Origin of the sequence: Shewanella scandinavica (genome assembly GCF_031932065.1) — a bacterium.
Classification (GTDB): Bacteria; Pseudomonadota; Gammaproteobacteria; order Enterobacterales; family Shewanellaceae; genus Shewanella; species Shewanella baltica.
On the sequence record NZ_JAUOES010000020.1, the window covers coordinates 1 to 20105 of the forward strand.

Genomic DNA, 20105 nt, shown 5'->3' on the forward strand with positions numbered 1-20105 from the left:
CCATAGAACCAACCCATCGTGCTTTTGCCTCTGCACGCCAGTCCATCCAAGGTTTTATGGCGATTAATACGTAGGTTATGACACACTTTGATGCTGGTTGAATCAGCAAATTCGATGCCAGTAGGGTCACTCTTGAGGCTGGCAAAGTAGCTGCAAAGCGGCACTAAAGCCTTGGGCATCACCTCAAGAAAGCGGGTATAGCTGAGTAAATTAGGAAAAGCGGATTTGTAGAAATAGGCCAGATAGCCGATGTAGAAGTTCTTGAAATCACGGGGGTGAGACATCTGAAAAAGTATGATGATGGTCATCACTTCGCTCATCGTCATACGGCCAGGGCGTTGACGCTTGCGTGTACCATCGGTTAACAGCGTTTTTTCCCATTCTGGAATGAAAACAGCGCAAAAATCATCGACATCGCAAAACACTTCCACTAATTTATGCATAGGCCCTCCGGTGTGATGGGGTTTCTCTTGGTCGAAAGATCCGAACACTTGAAGGGCTATTAGTTCAACATTTCTTATCCCGTATATGGACTCCACCTGTTTAGCTATTGCTTTGACAAAAAGATTAGATGCGCACGTATATACGGTTTTTTATTGAAGAAGCTATCTTCTAACCTATCATCTATTCGCACCCTCTGTCCTTATCGAGATTGTAGCGTTATTAACGCTGTCGGGATAAACAGGTTTTCAGAAGGTTGGTCTTACCTATTTGTTAATGCATTTTGCTGAACTTTTTCTAGAAATCTTTCTAAAACAAAATCTTACACGGTCTGACTGTTATATTCGGTTCTGTAATTAAGCAATGCCCATGCGGTGCGAACGGTTTTATTGATTAACGCGACACAAGCACGTTTTATACCCACTCGCCTGACTAAATTGATAAGCCATTGCTGTTTATCGGTTTTCGCCTCTACTGGTAGCCTTGATATAACAGAGAGTGCGCCTTGGTAGAGGATTGAACGCAGGTATTTATCGCCACCATGCTTATCTATTCCAATCATAACAACCTTACCTCCACTGCTGTGTTGTTTAGGGGTAACACCAACGAAGACAGCCGCATGTCGGCCATTCTTAAAACCTTGACCGTCACCTAAGCAAGCCAGCTGCACCAATATGACTAACGCCTTCGAGTTTCATCAAGCGTTTACAAGGTTCTGATTGAGTGACCCACTGCTTTAACTGTAACGTTACCGCTTTGTAGTGCTCTTCTGTTGTTTGATATTGTTGCCATAAAATCATGAACAATGGTTTGATTTGCTCAGGTAAGTCTGTTGATTCTGGCGAAATAAAGTGAATGATGGCTTGCCTTAATGACTTTTTACCTAACGTGATGATAGCGCCATATTCAAAACACAACGCTCGTATGTGGTTACCCAGTGATGTGATTGTTCGGTCGAACCATTTCCTGTTGATTTGAATCGTTTGAATGTTCTGTTGTGATAGGTCTTTAACCTGGCAGAAAGTCATTCCTAACTGTGTTGATGCGATGGCAATGCCGATAGCATCATTAGCATCTGTTTTTTGATTGCTGATATAGGGTTTTACTTTTTTAGGTGCCATCCCTTTGACTTCATGCCCAAATGATTGTGCGACTCGAGCCCAGTAGTGAAAGCTAGCACAGCCTTCCATAGCAACGACACAAGGAGGAGAGTTGGCAAGAAGGTCTTTCGTTTTTTGTGGTGACATGGCTTTATTGAATAACAACTCACCATATGGATTCACTTTACAAACTTGAATGACTTTTTTTGCAAGGTCGAGAGATATTATTGTAGTCTTACTCATGTATGGTCTCCTTTTGTTTTGGTCGATACCAACTTACGACTGTAGGTTGGTGGAGTCCATACATCGAGTTCAGGTTAGATAAGCGATCTTTCGATGACAGCTACTTAAAGGTTGCCTTGATTAATGAATCCGTGCTCTACATCCTCTGCAAAATCCTCTATTCCAAAATCAATATGCAAGTAAAGATTACCTGCTTGAGTTCGTTTCATGTTGAAAGATGTTAATTGACAAAAAACTATTGAGCGAAAGATGTTTTTTATGCTATTGATTTATATTGCTTATTATTAAGTTTAGATTTTGGTTACTCAATTTAATTAACTTTATTGGTGATATTTTGTGTAAAAAAACACCTTTCGTAAAATTTTTTATTCATAGCGCCTCTTTACACTAGTTTTTAGTCGGCCGAAATGTTGACACAGGTCAACATTTTGTGAAATGATGCCAGCGGGTCTATGCCTGTAAGGGCGTAGGAAAGGGAAGAAAAAACTAAGAATCACAAGAGAAAGACGAACTTACAGTAATTTTTTCGGCGAGCATTTTTTGCTTCTCGTTTTGTTGCTGGTAAGTTAAACCTTTTTATTCACTTCAAATTGGTTGGGAACTATGTCCAAGGTAAGCAATAGAACAAAAATCGCTACTGCACTTGTTGGCGTGCTGGCAATAGCGAGCAGCAACTTAGTGGTTGCAGATCCTCTTACCGACGTGCAGAAAGCGGATAGTATGATCCATGCTGATGCTGCAGCGTCGCAAAAGAATGTTGATAAGTATTTCGATCAAGCACAAGACATGCTTTTTGAGTATGGTTCTGTCGCGGATGAGCGTGAATCACTGAAATCATATAACGATTACGTTGCCAGCTTAGTTGCTGATCAACAAAAGACAATGGATTCAGTACAAAGCGACATTAATGGTGTTGATAAACTTCGCCAAGGTGTTGTGCCATTAATGTTTAAAATGGTTGAATCATTAGAACAATTCGTTCAATTAGATTTACCTTTCAACTCTGAAGTACGTACTAATCGTGTGAATGAGCTGAAAAACCTTCTTAATACTGCTGAAGTGACTTTAGCCGAAAAGTACCGTTTAATCCTTGATGCCTATAGCATCGAGCGTGAATATGGTAGCGCGGTTGCTGTTAACCAAGGTAAGTTAAACCTAGATGGTAAAGAAGTGTTGGTTGACTTCTTTAACTTAGGTCGTGTTGCTCTTTATGCACAGAGTTTAGATCAAAAGACTGGCTGGATGTACAACCCAGAATCTAAGGGTTGGGATAAGTTAGATGACAGCTATTTGCGTGAACTGACTAAAGGTATCCGCATTGCCCGTAAACAAGGTGCTCTAGATCTATTTGCGTTACCAATTCCTGCTGCGGAGACTGCACAATAATGAAGAAGTTAATTACTACAGCTGTGTTGGCTGCAAGTTTCTCTTTAACTGCTGGTATGGCTAGCGCTGCAGATGCGCCTAAGTCGATTGACCAATTATTGCAACAAGTTAAAGTTGAACGTGCTGCAGAAGGCAAAATCAACAGTAAACGTGAGCAAGAATTCCAAGCTGAACGTGGTGATAAAGCTGCACTGTTAAAGCGCGAGAAAGATGCTTTAGCGGCTGAAAAACAACGCGGCAAAGATTTAAACCAAGCGTTCTTAGATAACGAGCGTAAAATTGCTCAGTTAGAAGAAGATCTGAAAACTGCTCAAGGTGACTTGGGTGAGATGTTTGGTGTGGTTAAAGGTGAAGCCGGTGATTTCGCTGGTAAACTGGCAAGCTCAAACATCAGTGCTCAATACCCAAATCGTGATAAATTCATCGCTGATTTAGGTGCACGTAAACAATTACCTAAAATTGAAGAGCTAGAGCAATTTTGGCAAGAACAGCTGTTTGAAATGGCTGAGTCTGGCAAGGTTGTTAAGTTTGAAGGTTCAGTTACTGGAATCGACGGAAGCGTTAAAACAACGACTATCCATCGTGTTGGTGCTTACAACTTAACTGCTGATGGCAAGTACGTTGTTTATAACCCTGAGTTAGGTTTAATTCAGCAGTTATCTCAACAACCAGAAGGTTACCAAGTTAGCGCTGTTGCTGACTGGGAAAAAATCACTTCAGGTACTGCGCCATTCTATGTTGACCCTGCACGCGGTGTGCTGCTAAACATCTTCACCAACAAAGCTAGCTTTGAAGATCGTTTAGAAGCTGGTGGTACTATCGGTTACATCATTATTGCTCTGTTGGCACTTGGTTTATTAATCTCTATCGAACGCCTTGTCACTATGACTATTATTGGTGCTCGCGTGAATAGCCAACGTAAGAACGTCGATAAGCCTGGCAATAACGCTTTAGGTCGTATCTTGAAAGTTTACCAAGAAAACAAAGACGTTGATGTTGAAACGTTAGAGTTGAAATTGGATGAAGCGATTCTTAAAGAAACTCCAGCATTGGAAGCGCGTATTTCAATCATCAAAGTATTGGCCGCTATCGCACCTATGATGGGTCTGTTAGGTACAGTAACGGGTATGATTGCAACCTTCCAAAGTATCCAATTATTTGGTACTGGCGATCCAAAACTGATGGCTGGCGGTATTTCTATGGCGCTTATCACTACAGTTCAAGGTCTGGTTGCTGCTCTGCCGTTAATGTTAATGCATGCAGTGGTTGTTGCCCGTAGTAAGTCAATCGTTCAGATCCTTGAAGAGCAAAGCGCTGGTATTATCGCAGCACATGCTGAGAAGAGGGCTGACTAATGACGCTATACCTGATGGACATTTGGGATTCCGTCAGGGGCTTCATGGCCTCCGGAGGCGACGTCCTCTGGCTTGTAGCGGGTGTTCTGTTCTTAATGTGGGTATTGATGCTTGAGCGTTATTGGTATCTTAATTGGATATCACCAAAGCAACATAAAGCAATCATAGCTGCATGGGACGCCAGAGAGGAAACGACCTCTTGGTATGCACACCGCATCCGTGAAGCTTGGATGTCCCAAGCGAAGCAAGATTTGAATGCACGTATGCTGATTATTAAAACCTTAGTTGCAATTTGTCCAATGATAGGTTTGTTAGGTACCGTAACCGGTATGATTTCAGTGTTCGATGTGATGGCAGTTCAGGGGACGAGTAATGCTCGTTTGATGGCGGCTGGTATTTCAATGGCGACTATGCCTACGATGGCAGGTATGGTTGCAGCATTATCGGGAGTATTCTTCAGTACTCGCCTCGATGCCAAAATGAAAATCAGTTTAGAAAAGCTAAAAGACAGCATGCCGCACCACTAGAGAGAGATTGAACATGGCACGTAAAAAGCATTCCAGTATAGATGAGGAAGCGCAAATTGATATGACACCGATGCTCGACATCGTGTTCATCATGCTAATCTTCTTCATTGTAACAACGTCATTCGTGAAACCATCTGGTTTGGACTACAACAAACCAAAAGCTTCACAAGCGACTTCAAAGCCTTCGGCTAACATCTTTATCGGCGTCAGTAAAACAGGCGTGATCATGATGGAAAACCGTCAGGTTGATATCGAACGTGTAACAGCAAACGTTGAGCGTATGCTGGCTGAAGCTCCTGAAGCAGCTGTATTGATTCAGGCTGATAAAGACGCAATGCACGGCTTAGTTGTTAAAGTTCTAGACCAAGTGAAAGCAGCTGGTATAGATAAAATTTCGGTATCTGCGGGGAACGATTAATATGCTAAGAGCACTAGTATCGATCATTATTGGTGCTGCTGTGACTTTTGGTCTGTTCGCTTTTATGGCGTTCTTGGTCGGTGGCGGCGCACAGCGCGGCGAAACATCGGCCGAGACCCCTGTAATTGAAATCACTATGGATAGACAGGATTCAAAAGCACAGAATAAGCCAAGGGTAGTGCCTAAGCCACCACCACCACCAGAGCAACCACAGAAGCCTGATACAACGCCACCTGATTCATCAAGTAATATTGATACGTCAATGTCGTTCAATATGGGTGGTGTAGAGGCTGGTGGTGCAAGTACCGGTTTTAAATTAGGCAATATGATGACTCGCGATGGTGATGCAACGCCTATCGTTCGTATCGAACCACAGTATCCAATTGCTGCGGCTCGTGATGGTAAAGAAGGTTGGGTACAACTTCGCTTCACTATCAACGAACTCGGTGGTATCGATGACGTTGAAGTTATTCAAGCAGAGCCAAAACGTTTATTTGATAAAGAAGCGATCCGAGCACTGAAGAAGTGGAAGTACAAGCCAAAGATTGTTGATGGCAAGCCACTGAAGCAACCAGGTCAGACGGTTCAGCTGGACTTTACCTTAGATAAAGGAGGCAAATAACGATGCGTAATGTTAATAAAATCGCAGCTCTATTATTGCTTTCTATTTGTGGCGGATTATCTGTTTCATCTGCGGTAGCAGCTGAAAAGTGTGAGATCGATAAACGTCAATCTAAAGCTGTAGGTGAAGGCGCTGCGAAAAAAGTTCAGAAGTCGTTTGAAGCTTATACCAATGGTCAGCTGGACGAAGCCATTGCTATTTTGCTCGAAGCAAATGCAAAGAACGATTTCGATAAAGCCTATGTTGCACGCATGCTAGGTAACTTTTATGCCGAGAAAGGCAAAATGGATACTGCGATCAAGTACCTAAAACAAGCTGTTGAAGCTGATATTTTAGGTGGAACGGATCATGCTGCGACCATGCGTCTTTATGCGGATTTACTGTTACAAGAGAAGAAATTTAAGGAAGCGATTCCTTACTATTACAAGTGGATGGATTTTACTTGTAAAGCTGACTCTCAAATTTATCGTCGTATTGGTATTGCACACTCTGAGCTAAAACAGTGGGATAAAGTGATTGAAGTGGCCGATAAAGGTCTTTCATTAGCTGAGACTCCTGATAAAGGCTTATATCAGATGAAGCTAACTTCTTACTTCAATCAAAAGAAGTATAAGAAAGCTGTTGGCGTGTTAGAAGTCATGGTGCCATTATTCCCGGATGATGGCAGATTATGGGTTCAATTAGCGCAGTTTTATCTGATGGTTGAAGACTATGACAAGTCTCTTGCAACTTACGATTTAGCTTATAGAAATGGTTTCTTAGATAGTGCGGGTAACATTACTCGTTTAGCACAATTGATGGCACAGAAAGGTGCTCCATATCAAGCCGCTAAAGTCTATCAGAAGCATATGAAATCGGGCTTGATCGCTGAGGATGCTAAGTCTCTAGAGATTTTGGCTGGTTTTTATCAGAATGCAAAAGAGTTTAAACAAGCCGCTGAGTATTATGGTAAAGCTGCAGCTATCAGCAATGATGGTAAGACTTACTTGAAACAAGGTCGCTTACTGAACTTGAATGAACAATACACTGCAGCGATCCCTGTGCTTGAAAAAGCCATATCTATGGGTATTGATCATCCTGGCGAAGCAAACTTCGAATTAGCTTTGGCTCATTTAAGTTTGAAACAGTACAAGTCAGCTTATAACCGTGCAGTATTAGCTGCCAACGATAAAAAGACTGAGAAGAGTGCAAAAAGCTATATCTCTTATATCAAAGAGAAAGCACGTATGCATAACATCACACTGTAAGTGCTTGGCAGTTTAGTATCAGATTTGAAAGCCCCGTAAGGGGCTTTTTATTTGATGTAATTTAATGTCAAAAATTTACTGTAAGCGGATTAAAGCTTGAGATTGATCATGATTTTTTTCAAGATCTTGTGAGAGTTGGCTGACATTACTGAAGAGCGATTCGATTTTGTTTTCTTGCGTTGGCAAGCAAATGCAGGCGGCCAGTTTATAATCGATTGTCAGTTTATGATTTTTACCAAAATTTTGATTGAAATCAGAAATTTGTTGTTCTATTCGTTTTAACACCACCTCAGCTCCCTCCTCATCTATGTTGAATAAACCCAGTGCGAAGTGATTATGATCAAGTCTAGCTATCATATCTGTTGCTCTTAATAGTGCTTCTTGCACTTGTTTGGTAAAAAATTCGAGTAAATGGGGTTGTTTGACGGTTTCATGAATGTGAGGGCACAGATACAATAGTGCCAAGCTTTGGTGTTCTCTTATATGACGATGCCATTCTCGGTTGAATACTTCCATGAAATAGGTTTGGTTATAGACTCCAGTTTCTGGATCCCTGAAACCTGAGTTGCGGAACGAGTAGATCATAGATTAACTCCGATAGCAGACCTTGAACTAAGTATAGAAACAGTTCTGCAATAGCGGGCCAAAAAGGAGAAATAATAAAATGAAATTGGGTTTATTGGCAGGATCGATAGCGTTAATCTTTGCCCTTCAAGGTTGTTCTAAGCCTGAAGCCACGGCAGTTCAAGAAAACAGTCAATCAAATGCCGTTGCTGAGCAGGGCGAAACACAAACAGCAGAGCAGCGCTATTTATCGCTAGTGGATGCTTATTTTAAAGATTACCTAAAGCTTGAGCCTATTTACGCTACTTTTGTTGGTGTTAATGACTATAACGCTGATTTCGGCGGTGATTTAACTGAGGATTACCTCAAGGCTCGCCATGATCTTAACACTCACTATTTAGCCCAGGTGCGCGCGATAGATCCAAAACAACTGCCCGCGGATCTACAGTTAAGTTATGACCTGTTTGTCTATGACCGAGATATGGCGTTAGTTGACGAAACTTTCCCTTCACGTTTTATGCCGATAAGCCAGTTCTATAGCACTGTCATTACTATGGTGCAGCTTGGGAGTGGCGAAAGTGCGCAACCTTTTAATACTGTCGATGATTATCGTAATTGGGAACAGAGGGTTGATGGTTTTATCAAGTGGGTAACGCTTGCTGAAAATCGGATGAATCAAGGCATTGAAAGTAAAGTGGTGCTACCGCGGGTGTTAGTAGAGCGCATTATTCCCCAGTTAGACGCTATGCTAACGACTGATGCGACTCAGAGTATTTTTTACTCACCCATTCAACATTTCCCCGAGAGTTTTTCTGAGCAAGATAAAGCGGAATTGACAGCTCGTTACCAAGCCATGATAGCCGAGCGTATCGTGCCAGCGTTAACGAACTTGCGTGATTACTTTAAGCAAACCTATTTACCTAAATCGCGGGCGACTGATGGTTGGTCTGGTTTACCTAACGGCAAAGCTTGGTATCAGCATCTAGCTAACTCACATACGACCACCACTATGTCTGTGGATGAAATTCATCAAATTGGCTTAAGTGAAGTGGCGCGAATTTTATCTGAGATGGATAAGGTACGTGAGCAGGTCGGTTTTAAGGGCGATTTGAAAGCATTTTTCGCGTCTTTATCTTCCGAACCTCAGTATTTCTACAGTGATCGTCAAGGTTTGATTGATGGTTATATGGTGTTGAAAGATAAAATCAATCAAGTCTTACCTAACTACTTTAATGTGATGCCAAAAGCTGATTACGTGGTCAAGCCGGTTGAAAGCTTCAGAGAACAATCTGCGGCGGGTGCTTCTTACGAATCGCCAGCGGTGGATGGCAGTCGTCCAGGCGTGTTCTATATCAACACTTATAACCTCAAGGCGCAGCCAAAGTGGGGCATGACGACCTTATCTTTACATGAGGCTGCTCCTGGGCATCATTTCCAAATTGCGATCAAGCAAGAGTTAACTGGTGTGCCTGAGTTCCAGCGTTTTAGTGGTTATACGGCATTCGAGGAAGGTTGGGCACTTTATGCTGAGTACTTAGGTATTGAGATGGGCTTGTTTACTGATCCTTATCAGTATTTTGGCAAGCTTTCCGATGAAATGCTGCGTGCGATGCGCCTAGTGGTGGATACTGGTCTTCATTCAAAAGGCTGGAGTCGTGAACAAGCGATTCAGTACATGAAAGATAACTCGCCGATGGCTGAAAGTGACATAGTCGCTGAAGTGGAGCGCTATATGGCAATCCCTGGTCAAGCTTTGTCTTACAAAGTCGGCCAGCTGAAGATCCTGGCACTGCGCGCCCGCGCTGAAAAAGCCTTGGGCGATAAATTTGATTTAAAAGCGTTCCACGATCAAATCCTCACCTCAGGTTCATTACCTATGGCGGTTATGGAAAATAAAATTGACCGTTGGATAGCGTCTAAACAGGCTTAGCCCGTAATTTGCCGTTATTTGACTTTGATGTGAATGACGGCATTTTAAGACTTTTTTATTCAACAGAAAGTTTTTATACTGTTGATTCAAAACCTGTTAAAACGGATGTTTTAATGGGAATATCAATGATATTTGGGGCAAATGTCTCATGATCCTCACAGGAGTTTTACTATGGTCCAGGCAACAGCAAGACATTTGTTAGTTAGCAGCGAAGAGCAATGCCAAGCGCTGAAACAGCAACTATTGGAAGGCGCGGATTTTGCTCAAATTGCTCGCGCGCACTCTTCTTGCCCATCAGGTGCCCAAGGCGGCGAATTGGGGTCATTCGGTCCTGGTATGATGGTGAGAGAGTTTGATGAAGTTGTCTTCAGCGCGCCATTAAACGAAGTGCAAGGTCCAGTTAAAACGCAATTTGGTTTTCATTTACTCGAAGTGACCAGCCGCGCGTAAGTTTTACGGCTTATTTGATACAGCTTGTTTGATACGGCAGCGTTTGCTGCCGTTTTTGTTTTATCTGCTCATCACGGAGTCACTATGCTGGAACTCTACACCGATAGATTGAAACTCAGGAGCTTACAAGATAGCGACTGGGAACATTTTTATGCGTTGCACAGCGATCCTGAGATTAATCGCTATGTGCGAGTGCCAGAGTCGCAAGAGGTGATCCGCAGTAAGTTTCAGCAGCGCTCCGATACTTGGTTTTACGGTTCAGGCGATTGGCTCACCTTAGTGATTGAGACCGTCGATACAGGGCAATTTGTCGGATTAACAGGCCTTTATTGTCAAAGCCTTGATGAGCAGCGTGCAGAAGTGGGTTACTTACTGGCCGCAGAGGGCCACGGCAAAGGTTATGCGACTGAGAGCTTAATGGCGGTTATTGATTGGGCCTGCTTAAGTTTTAATGTGCATAAATTTGTTGGTCATTGCGCCAAAGATAATCATGCATCGGCGCGGGTTCTTGAAAAGTGTGGCTTCAGGTTTGAAGGCTTACTCAGGCAGCAATTCAAAGTCGGTGATAACTGGCTCGATGAATCGGTCTTCGGCTTACTTGCCGATGAAAGACGTCTCTAGCCAAATTATCTTCAGCGGATTTTATGCGGTGCTGGTATAATGCCGCAGGTTTATTTTTAGAAGGCGTGTATTAAGTGGCGCAAATTAATCAATTGGCTTTGCATTCTGGCGAAGATTTCATTGAATTGTACAAAGTATTAAAAGTGCAGGGCATGAGCAATGCCGGCGGCGAAGCCAAACATTTTATCGAGGAAGGTCAAGTCACAGTGAACGGTGAAGTTGAAACTCGTAAGCGTAAAAAAATTATTGCGGGCGATATCGTCAGCTTTAATGGTGAATCAGTTCAAATCATTGCGGCAGAATAAGCCTGAAACAGTGGAGCAAGATATGCAATTTCCAGATGATGACAATGGTAAAATGCTGGCCGCAATGGCTGAAGCAGGAATCGATTTAACAAAAGAGTTAGATGTTGATTTCTTTTTGGTTTTTGATGACCAACGTGATGCTGAAACGGCGTTAGAAGAACTCACAAATTCTGACTTGCAAGGCGAGCTTGAGCTGAATCTGAATGATGAGCTGGGCAAGTGGGAAATCATTGTTTGCCTCAATATGGTACCTGATTACGACACTTTGGTTGAGCAAGAAGTCATGTTGAATGATTTTGCCGCTGAATTCGGTGGCATGACCGACGGTTGGGGCGTAATGCAACACCAAGACGGTGATGACGAGTTTATGGAAGATGATGACCATGAGCATGTCCACGGTGCTCATTGCAATCACTGATGCTGATTTGCTTTGACCTTTGAGTCTAAAAAACCACCTTCTTGGTGGTTTTTTATTGCCGTTTTTTTGCGCCCATTTGTTGCACTTGTTTTCAGTACTCAATAGTCTTATTTTGCTCACATAGCGTTATTGCACTTTGCTGGAATGGTGACATTCCAAATGTTGTTTAGTGGCGATAAGGGGCAAACACTTCTAACAACCAGTCGATAAAAGCTTGGGCTTTTAACGGCAGGCTAGGGGATTTGGGTGTGAGCAGGTAATAGCGATAGGGGCTGGTAAAAGGGGCGTCAAAGGGAATGACTAAACTGCCGTTTGCCAATTGCTCTTCGATAAAAAATCGCGGAATAAGCGCTGCCCCCATGCCACTCGCGGCGGCTTGGCTCAGCATGTAGAAATGCTCGACGCCAAAGGTTTGTGCTTGAGTGAGTGTTAGGCCCACTTTTTCTGCCCAATATTCCCACAGTTCGGGTCTTGTCGTGTGTTTCAGTAAGGTGACGTGATTGATATCTTCGATATTTTGCAGTTTTGGCGCTAACGAAGGCGCGCAAACCAAACACAAATCCTCATCCATCAGTTTGATATAATTCGCGCCCTTAGGAATAGCTGTGCAGCTGCGAATCGCAATATCATAACGGCCTTGGCTAAAGTCCACGGCAAAGTCACCAATCGACAAATCGACATAAAGGTGCGGATGGCGTGACTTAAACTGCTCCATTCTCGGGATGAGCCAATTAATGGTTAAGCTTGGCAGCACATTGATGTCTAAGGTTTGTGGCTTAGAAGGCTGGCGGCGTAGGTCACTCGTTGCACTTGACAGGGTTTGCAGCGCGGCTTGGACATGGGGCAAATAGCGCTTGGCTTCATCGGTTAAACTGACTTTTTTATGTAAGCGCACAAAAAGCGCAAAACCCAAATAATCCTCTAATACTCGGATTTGTTTACTGACCGCACCATGGGTGACATGCAACTCCTTGCTTGCCAGTGTCATACTTTGCAAGCGCGCGGCGGCTTCAAAAGCGCGGAGGGAATTGAGTGGCGGCAGTTCGGTCAACATTTTATCTCCTATAACTGGGCAAATCCGAACCGGATTATAGATTTTGCGTGAGTTTAGCTCACGCAGTGGCGACAATAACTCCTTTGCGTTTATTTGGCAAACGCAGTCTAATGCTCAGCAATTACTCCATTTTTTATCTGAAGAATAATAAATCATTATGGAATTTGAACTGACTCTACAGATCGCAGCGATACTTTTTGCCGTCGCTATGGTGGCTGGTTTTATCGACTCTATCGCCGGTGGTGGTGGCTTGTTGACGATTCCTGCACTCATGTGGGCAGGCTTGCCGCCTGCGGTTGCCTTAGGCACAAATAAGCTACAGGCCTGTGGTGGTAGTTTTTTTGCGAGCTTGTATTTCGTCCGCAAAGGGTTAGTGGATCTTAAATCCGTTAAATTAGCCTTGTTTTGTGCGTTTATTGGCGCGGCGTTAGGCACGATTCTCGTTCAACTCGTCGATACTAAAGTGCTGGAATTAATGTTGCCATTCTTGATTTTGGCAATTGGTTGTTACTTCTTATTTTCGAAAAAGATTTCTGAAGACGATAAGCATCAAGTGCTGACACCTACCGCATTTGCTTTTACTGCTGCTTTAGGCGTGGGATTGTACGATGGTTTTTTTGGTCCTGGTACGGGAAGCTTTTTTGCGCTGGCATTTGTATCGTTGGCGGGGTTTGGTCTGGCGAAGGCGACTGCCCATGCAAAACTACTTAATTTCTCAACCAATATAGCTTCGCTGATTTTCTTCGCCTTGGGTGGTAAAGTGATTTGGTTATTGGGGTTAGTCATGCTGGCTGGGCAAGCGATTGGTGCGACTTTGGGGTCACGTTTGGTTGTGACTAAAGGCACTAAGATCATCAAGCCGCTAGTGGTCACTATGTCCCTTGCTATGAGCTTTAAACTCCTAGCAACGCAATATCACTTGTTCTAATAGATTGTTTATTATTAATAAATTTAGCCTTAAGCGGTGAATAAGTTAATCTTGGCGCGTAAGCTTAAGTTAATTGATATTATCTGAGTGATGCCCTCCTTGGCTTAAAAGTGAAGCTGAGGTGGAAATCGCTCAGAATATCCTCTAAAGATGATCTAAATATCCCTCCTACTTTGCAATAGGTGTACTCTTTCAAGGTTTTTGAATAGTATAACTTGTCAATTTTAATGCACTTTTTAGGCTTCTCACTTTTCTCTGTGCATGTAAACGCGATGTTTTTATTTAATACGATTTAACCCGATTTACATGCGTGCAGTGTTTATCTCGTGTGCCTTCTTTTTGCATTGATGTGCTGGTACATACTCGGGTTTAGCGCTACCACTTCTTTAAAAGAGCGATTATGAAATTTATCCACACCTCGGACTGGCACATAGGTCGTCAGTTACACAATCAGTCATTACTGGATGATCAAGCCTTTGTGCTCGAGCAAATTATTGCCTTAGCAGCTGAGCATAGGGTGGACGCTGTGATTGTGGCGGGGGATATTTATGACAGATCGATTCCGCCAGCAAACGCGGTTGCGCTGTTAGATGATGTACTCAACCGTTTAGTACAAGATTTAGGCCTGCAAGTTATTATGATTGCCGGTAACCACGATGGCCACGAGCGCTTAGGGTTTGCGGCAAAACAAATGGCGACAAGCGGGTTACATATTATTGGGCCTTTGAGTGCTGACATTCATCCTATTACTTTGTCGAGTACAAGCGGTGATGTGGTTTTTTATCCCTTGCCTTACGCTGAACCTGCAACAGTTCGCCAAGTGTTTGAGTGTGAGGCATCGAGCCACGAAATGGCCATGGATGTATTGCTGGAAAAAGTGCGTCAGCACGATAGCCAAGGTTTACCCAAAGTGGTGATCAGCCATTGCTTTTTGGATGGTGGCAGCGAATCCGAATCAGAGCGGCCGCTCAGTATTGGTGGCGCCGATAAAATATCGCCAAAGCTCTTTACTGATTTTGATTATGCCGCCCTTGGGCATTTGCACGGACCGCAATATAAAGGCGCCGAGCATGTGCGTTACTCAGGATCGATTTTGAAGTATTCCTTTAGCGAACAACATCAACACAAGTCGGTGACCTTAGTCGAACTGGGCGCGCAAGCGCCGATTGATATCCGTTTATTGCCGTTAACGTCGATGCGTGATGTTCGCATCTTAGAAGGGGAGTTAGACACTTTACTCGCCCAAGGTAAAACGGATGCAAACCGTGAGGATTACCTCATGGTCAGGCTCCTCGATAAACATGCCATTTTAGACGCTATGGGTAAACTTAGGGCCGTCTACCCTAATGTGCTGCATTTAGAGCGGACAGGCTTGATGGCGGGGCAGCAGCAAGTTGCTTTGAGCCGGGATCATATCAAAAAAGGCGAGATGGACATGTTCTGTGACTTTTTCTCCCAGGTGTCTGGCGAGTCATTAACGCAGGCACAACAAGCCGTGATGGATGACCTCCTGACTAAGCTACACAATGAGGAGCGCCAAGCATGAGACCCCTTAGCCTTTCAATGTCAGCCTTTGGTCCCTTTGCATCGACTCAGGCACTTGATTTTACCGCCCTTGGAACCAATCCGTTATTTCTCATCAACGGGCCCACAGGTGCGGGCAAGACGACCTTGCTCGATGGCATTTGTTTTGCGCTTTATGGCAAAACCACAGGTAATGAGCGTGAAGGTAGCCAGATGCGCTGCGATATGGCCGACGATAGTTTACTAACAGAAGTCACTTTCAGTTTTCAGCTCGGCAGTAACAGCTATCGTATTCGCCGGGTGCCAGAGCAAGACAGAGTTAAGAAAAGCGGTGACGGCTCGACAGTGCAAAAGCCTGAAGCGCAGCTCTTTAAAATTGACGCCGATGGCAATGAAAGCTTATTAGTTGCCAGTAAAGTGTCTGAGGCCACCGCTGAGATTGAAGCCTTAACTGGGCTCGATGTGGAGCAGTTTCGCCAAGTGATGGTATTACCTCAGGGTAAGTTTCGCGAATTATTAATGGCGGACTCTAAAGCGCGTGAGCTGATATTTAGTCAGTTATTTCAAACGCATATTTATCGTCGGATTGAAGATACCTTAAAAAATAAGGCTGCCGATATTAGCGGCTTAGTGAAAGATCAACGCAGTCGCCGCGATGGTATTTTACAAAGTGCGGGCCTAGCATCCGATGATGAGCTTAGCAGTGAATTAGCCAAGCTCACACCTGAACTTGCGCTCGCTCAAAGTGCCAAGGAACAGGCATTACAGCAGCAACAATTAATCATTAAAGCCAGCGATGCCGCCCAGCATTTACTGGCTGAATTTGCGCAGTTTGATACTTTAACTCAAACGGGAGCAGCGCTCGAGGCGCAGCAAGAAAGCATAGTCGCGCAAACCCACAAACTGAACTTAGCTAAACAAGCGCAGCGTTTAGCGCCTATGGTTGAGGTGTTTTTAGCCCGTGAACAAGAAGCAAAAGCCGCCAGTCTCGCCTTTAGTCATGCGCAAACGGCGTTGACTCAGGCCAAGCAAGCCTTTGATGATGCCGAGCTCAAAGCGCAAGACTTACCCGTATTGGAAGCGTCGCTACTTGAGCAGGAACAAGCCAAACAGCAACTGAATGCGCTGGGACCGCAGCTTAGGGAACTGGATAGACTCAATAAAACCCTCGAGCAAGAGCAAGCGCAGTTAGTTAGGGCTAAAGCACAGCTTCAGAACAGTAAAAATGAGTTAACCGCCGCAACCCAAAAACGCCGTGAACTGGAATCGGCTTTGCCACCATTGCAGGCCAATAGCGACACTCGCCTCTCATTACAACAGGCGCACCAGCAGCAACAGCAGTTATTGTCGACTTATCAGCAATGGCAACAAGTGGCGGCAAGGGTATCGTCGACAAAGGCAAAACTTGCCGAGGCGAAAGCGCAAGGGCAACAACTCAATGCCGAGCATCAGCAAGCACAGGTTGCGCATAAAGCCTTATTAATAACTTGGCACCAAGGACAGGCAGCCATTTTAGCGCGGCAATTACAGCAAGATGAACCTTGTCCCGTCTGTGGCAGCAAAATCCATCCGCAGCCAGCACAGAGCCAAGAGCCGCTCCCAAGTGATGAAGCGCTGCAATTGGCCCAAGACGCTGAAACGACGGCCCAAGATATCCTGAGCAAAGCCAGAGCGGAATATCGCGGATTACAGACACAGTTAGAAACCTTGCAGCAACAAGCGCAAGATCTCGCGGCCCAATTGGGCACAGCGGTTGATATTTCTCAAGGTCAACATGCGCATACCTTGTCGCAATATGCTTTCTCACTCAGACAAGCTGAGCAAGCTCATCAAGATTTACAGCTGTTACAGCAAGAAATTGTATTGTTGCACGCGCAGGAAACGCATCTGCAACAAAAGCTGGAGCAAGGACTAACACACGACAGTGCGCTGCAATCTAAAGTGGATTTATTGCAGGGGCAGTTAGCGCACATGCAGCAAAGCGTCCCACCTGCGCTTGCAACGCTTGAGGCATTAACCGCAGCAATCACGCAAAACCAGCAACAAATAAGCCAGATTAAACAGCAGATTGCTGACGTGAGGGCGCTTCAGCAACAAACAGGGCAAACCTTTGTTGCAGCTAAAGCGGCGCTTAATGGTGCCGAAAATACCGCTGAGGCGGCATTAGTTCAGCAAACGCGTGCCCAGCAGCAACTCAATCAGCAATTAGTCGCAGCGGGATTTACCGACCAACAGGCCTTATTTGCGGCCATGCTGGATGAAGAGCAACTGCATGCATTAGCCAGCGAGATTGAGGCTTACCAGCAGCGCAGTGCTTTGACCAAGGCGCAGTGCGAGCAGTTAGCGCTGAGGCTCAAAGATAAAGTGCCACCCGATAGCATTAAGCTCGCTGCCGAGCTTGAGTCGGCACAGCAAGCATTATACGCAGCAGAGCAGGCATGGCAGCTGCTTCACACTCGCACAGTACTACTGACCCAAACTCAAACCCAGCTCAGTATTGCAGATACGAAAGCTAAGGCGTTAGACGATGAATATGCAGTTATCGGCACGCTTGCCGATGTGGCTAATGGGAAAACAGGCAATAAGATCAGTTTGCAGCGTTTTGTATTAAGCGTACTGCTCGACGATGTGTTACTCGAAGCGAGCCATAGGCTGCATCTGATGAGTAAGGGACGTTATCGCTTGCTGCGCAAGGAAGATAGAGCAAAGGGCAACAAGGCGTCTGGGCTCGAGTTAGAAGTGGAAGATGCCTACACCTCAAAAGTGCGCCCTGTGGCAACCTTAAGCGGCGGCGAAAGTTTTATGGCGGCCTTGTCCATGGCGTTAGGGCTATCCGATGTGGTGCAAGCTTATGCCGGGGGGATCAAACTCGACACCTTATTTATCGATGAAGGCTTTGGCAGTTTAGACCAAGATTCATTGGAATTGGCGATTCGAACCTTGATGGATCTGCAGTCTTCAGGTCGCATGATAGGGGTGATCTCGCACGTTTCTGAGATGAAAGAGCAGATAAATACTCGCATCGACATCAATAAAACCTCACATGGGAGCGAAATGACGATAGTTTTACCTTAGTCGCTCGTTCTCTCAGAATCCAATAAATAACCTGCTGTTTTGTATATGTTATTTATTGTGGCTCTTGCGTGTTTAACATTAGGATAATGTGCGCAAACTGAGTTGAAAATGCCAACTGGCGCATGTTTCTTGTTAATAGTCAGGTAAAAGTACGAAATAGCATTTGTCATAATGGGATTTTTGGGATAAGTTGGAAAAAATTCGGGCTTCCCTCATAGGGACTGGTTCAAAAATAAAACGCAAAGTTAACGAAAGGTGAAAAGCGTTGCAGACAGGCAAACCCAACTTTATCAACTTATCGCAAACCCGTTTGCAGAACTTATCATCGACTCAAAAAAACATTCTATTAATGGGTGGTTTGTTGATTGGCGCTGCTATGTTAATGCCGAATAATGGTCATGTTGTGCCAACTGCTCAGCGTATCCCTGTTGTCCTCGATATTGAAAATATTCTCCCCCAAGTTTCTGAACCTGAAGTCCAAGATCAAGCAACCCTTATTAATAACGCTCCACAGTTTGAGCGAATTATCGTTTCTGGTGATACCTTAAGTGGGTTATTTTCGAAAGCGGGTGTTGATCAGCAGACCATGTATAAGGTGTTAGAAGCTGATTTAAATATTTTGGCACTTGATACCTTATTGCCTGGTAACAGAATGCAATTTTGGCTCGATAACGAAGGCCAATTACAGAAATTAGAACTTTATTTTAACGCCGCTCGCCAAGTGGTGTTTACACGTTATGAAGACGGCAGTTTTAATGTTGAAGAAGTCAACGTTGAAGGCGTTTGGCAAAATCGTATTATATCTGGCGATATTAAAGGTTCATTTTACGTCTCTGCACAAAAAATGGGTTTAGCTGCGGCTGACATTCAGCGGATTGAAGATTTACTCAAAGAAAAATTGAATTTCGCCCGTGATTTACGCGTTGGCGATAAATTCTCTGTTTTGGTAAATGATCAATATGTTGAAGGTGAAGCGACGGGCAGTAGCCAAATTTTAGGCGTGAGTATTAAAACTGGTCGTTCTGAAATTAGTGCATTTCAATATACTGACGGCAGTTATTACGATGCCAAGGGGCAGAGTTTAGTACGTGCGTTCCAGCGTTATCCATTAGCTAAACAACCTCGCATGAGTTCTCGTTTTAATCCATATCGTAAGCATCCTATTACGGGCCGTATTTCACCCCATAACGGAACCGACTTTTCAGTGCCAATAGGCACTAAAGTAATTGCCCCTGGTGATGGTGTTGTTAGTTTAGTGACTGATCACCAGTTCGCTGGTAAGTATATTGTGATTGACCACGGTGGTAAGTATCGTACCCGTTACCTGCATTTATCTAAGGCGCTTGTGCGTAAAGGTCAGCGAGTGACTCGAGGCCAAGTGATTGCTTTATCAGGTAATACTGGTCGCTCAACGGGCCCACACTTACATTATGAATTCCATATCAATGGTAAACCTGTTGACCCGTTGAAAGCGGATATTCCTATGTCTAGCAAGTTAGCGAATCAAGACTTACGCACATTTACCAATATGGTGAAGAGTCGTGAAGCTATGATGAACCTTGGCTAATAGAGTTAATCTCGCCAAGTCTGAATAAACGAGAGTACTGGCTTTTCTTGAAGAGTTTATTAATGCCGATGAAATGTAAATTTCATCGGCATTTTTGTTTCCATCATTCTTCTTGTTGTAGATATTTTTCTGCTATCACAAGTATTCTTCGAGTTGTAAGGAAGCTTTAAAATTTATTCGATTCGTAGTTGTGGCGATAAAAACTCGGGGGATAAATGGAGCGGTTCTGAGGAGTTTCTGTTAGCAAGTTATTCTCTTGGACAATAAAAGACTCAATTTGGCAGCTGATGACCTTTAAAGCTAACTAGCACGCTTTATTAGGGAATGAAC

At 44.1% G+C, this 20105-nt stretch carries 20 protein-coding genes; 15 read left to right on the plus strand and 5 right to left on the minus strand.

The window, feature by feature from the left end; genetic code table 11:
* From Q4Q50_RS16100 to Q4Q50_RS16110, 3 genes are all read right to left on the minus strand, one after another.
* A partial coding sequence (locus Q4Q50_RS16100) for a transposase (RefSeq protein ID WP_311900192.1) occupies positions 1-443 on the minus strand: 443 nt, incomplete at its 3' end.
* Positions 444-763: 320 nt separating this feature from the next.
* Positions 764-1111, minus strand: coding sequence for a transposase (locus Q4Q50_RS16105; RefSeq protein ID WP_311900193.1), 348 nt, complete (start codon positions 1109-1111; stop codon positions 764-766).
* Complete coding sequence (locus tag Q4Q50_RS16110) at positions 1089-1784, minus strand: IS110 family transposase (protein WP_311900195.1); 696 nt, start codon at positions 1782-1784, stop codon at positions 1089-1091. The genes Q4Q50_RS16105 and Q4Q50_RS16110 overlap by 23 nt, the downstream gene beginning before the upstream one ends.
* A gap of 603 nt (positions 1785-2387) precedes the next feature.
* Between Q4Q50_RS16110 and Q4Q50_RS16115 the strand changes: the two genes are divergently transcribed.
* From Q4Q50_RS16115 to Q4Q50_RS16140, 6 genes are read left to right on the plus strand one after another with little or no spacing between them, the layout of a single operon-like run.
* On the plus strand, positions 2388-3170 hold the full coding sequence (locus tag Q4Q50_RS16115) for a DUF3450 domain-containing protein (RefSeq protein ID WP_311900197.1): 783 nt from the start codon (positions 2388-2390) through the stop codon (positions 3168-3170).
* Positions 3170-4525 (plus strand): MotA/TolQ/ExbB proton channel family protein, encoded by a 1356-nt coding sequence (locus tag Q4Q50_RS16120; RefSeq protein WP_006087404.1) that lies wholly within the window; start codon positions 3170-3172, stop codon positions 4523-4525. The genes Q4Q50_RS16115 and Q4Q50_RS16120 overlap by 1 nt, the downstream gene beginning before the upstream one ends.
* Positions 4525-5052, plus strand: coding sequence for a MotA/TolQ/ExbB proton channel family protein (locus Q4Q50_RS16125; RefSeq protein WP_006087405.1), 528 nt, complete (start codon positions 4525-4527; stop codon positions 5050-5052). Before Q4Q50_RS16120 ends, Q4Q50_RS16125 begins: the two co-directional genes overlap by 1 nt.
* 13 nt (positions 5053-5065) lie before the next feature.
* Positions 5066-5470 carry an ExbD/TolR family protein gene (locus tag Q4Q50_RS16130; RefSeq protein WP_006081158.1) on the plus strand — a complete coding sequence of 135 codons (405 nt, stop codon included), beginning with the start codon at positions 5066-5068 and terminating at the stop codon, positions 5468-5470.
* Between the two features lies 1 nt (position 5471).
* Complete coding sequence (locus Q4Q50_RS16135; RefSeq protein ID WP_012088830.1) at positions 5472-6092, plus strand: energy transducer TonB; 621 nt, start codon at positions 5472-5474, stop codon at positions 6090-6092.
* A 2-nt stretch (positions 6093-6094) separates the two neighbouring features.
* Entirely contained in the window at positions 6095-7339 is a 1245-nt protein-coding gene (locus Q4Q50_RS16140) for a tetratricopeptide repeat protein (RefSeq protein ID WP_220592595.1), read from the plus strand.
* 75 nt (positions 7340-7414) lie between these two features.
* Here the strand turns inward: Q4Q50_RS16140 and Q4Q50_RS16145 are convergent, their stop codons facing one another.
* Complete coding sequence (locus Q4Q50_RS16145; RefSeq protein ID WP_006087408.1) at positions 7415-7924, minus strand: diguanylate cyclase domain-containing protein; 510 nt, start codon at positions 7922-7924, stop codon at positions 7415-7417.
* Positions 7925-8003: 79 nt separating this feature from the next.
* Between Q4Q50_RS16145 and Q4Q50_RS16150 the strand changes: the two genes are divergently transcribed.
* The 5 genes from Q4Q50_RS16150 (at position 8004) to Q4Q50_RS16170 (ending at position 11627) form a co-directional block, all read left to right on the plus strand.
* Positions 8004-9833 (plus strand): DUF885 domain-containing protein, encoded by a 1830-nt coding sequence (locus Q4Q50_RS16150; protein WP_311900199.1) that lies wholly within the window; start codon positions 8004-8006, stop codon positions 9831-9833.
* 171 nt (positions 9834-10004) lie between these two features.
* Positions 10005-10283 (plus strand): peptidylprolyl isomerase, encoded by a 279-nt coding sequence (locus tag Q4Q50_RS16155; protein WP_311900200.1) that lies wholly within the window; start codon positions 10005-10007, stop codon positions 10281-10283.
* Positions 10284-10367: 84 nt separating this feature from the next.
* Positions 10368-10904 carry a GNAT family N-acetyltransferase gene (locus Q4Q50_RS16160; protein ID WP_311900202.1) on the plus strand — a complete coding sequence of 179 codons (537 nt, stop codon included), beginning with the start codon at positions 10368-10370 and terminating at the stop codon, positions 10902-10904.
* A 74-nt stretch (positions 10905-10978) separates the two neighbouring features.
* The gene (locus tag Q4Q50_RS16165; protein ID WP_006081165.1) at positions 10979-11209 is read left to right on the plus strand and encodes an RNA-binding S4 domain-containing protein; all 231 of its coding nucleotides are present in this window, start codon (positions 10979-10981) and stop codon (positions 11207-11209) included.
* A 22-nt stretch (positions 11210-11231) separates the two neighbouring features.
* On the plus strand, positions 11232-11627 hold the full coding sequence (locus tag Q4Q50_RS16170; RefSeq protein WP_011846490.1) for a ribonuclease E inhibitor RraB: 396 nt from the start codon (positions 11232-11234) through the stop codon (positions 11625-11627).
* A 166-nt stretch (positions 11628-11793) separates the two neighbouring features.
* Here the strand turns inward: Q4Q50_RS16170 and Q4Q50_RS16175 are convergent, their stop codons facing one another.
* A complete protein-coding gene (locus tag Q4Q50_RS16175) occupies positions 11794-12681 on the minus strand; it encodes a LysR family transcriptional regulator (protein ID WP_311900204.1) in 888 nt (295 codons plus the stop codon).
* Between the two features lie 157 nt (positions 12682-12838).
* Here Q4Q50_RS16175 and Q4Q50_RS16180 point away from each other — a divergent pair, with 157 nt between their 5' ends.
* From Q4Q50_RS16180 to Q4Q50_RS16195, 4 genes are all read left to right on the plus strand, one after another.
* Positions 12839-13609: a TSUP family transporter gene (locus tag Q4Q50_RS16180; protein ID WP_106650169.1), complete on the plus strand. Its 771-nt coding sequence runs from the start codon at positions 12839-12841 to the stop codon at positions 13607-13609.
* A gap of 400 nt (positions 13610-14009) precedes the next feature.
* Positions 14010-15155 carry an exonuclease SbcCD subunit D gene (locus tag Q4Q50_RS16185; RefSeq protein ID WP_311900205.1) on the plus strand — a complete coding sequence of 382 codons (1146 nt, stop codon included), beginning with the start codon at positions 14010-14012 and terminating at the stop codon, positions 15153-15155.
* Positions 15152-18208, plus strand: a complete 3057-nt coding sequence (locus Q4Q50_RS16190) for an SbcC/MukB-like Walker B domain-containing protein (RefSeq protein ID WP_311900206.1) — start codon at positions 15152-15154, stop codon at positions 18206-18208. Before Q4Q50_RS16185 ends, Q4Q50_RS16190 begins: the two co-directional genes overlap by 4 nt.
* 265 nt (positions 18209-18473) lie before the next feature.
* A complete protein-coding gene (locus Q4Q50_RS16195; RefSeq protein ID WP_006081171.1) occupies positions 18474-19775 on the plus strand; it encodes a peptidoglycan DD-metalloendopeptidase family protein in 1302 nt (433 codons plus the stop codon).
* Positions 19776-20105: the final 330 nt, after the last annotated feature.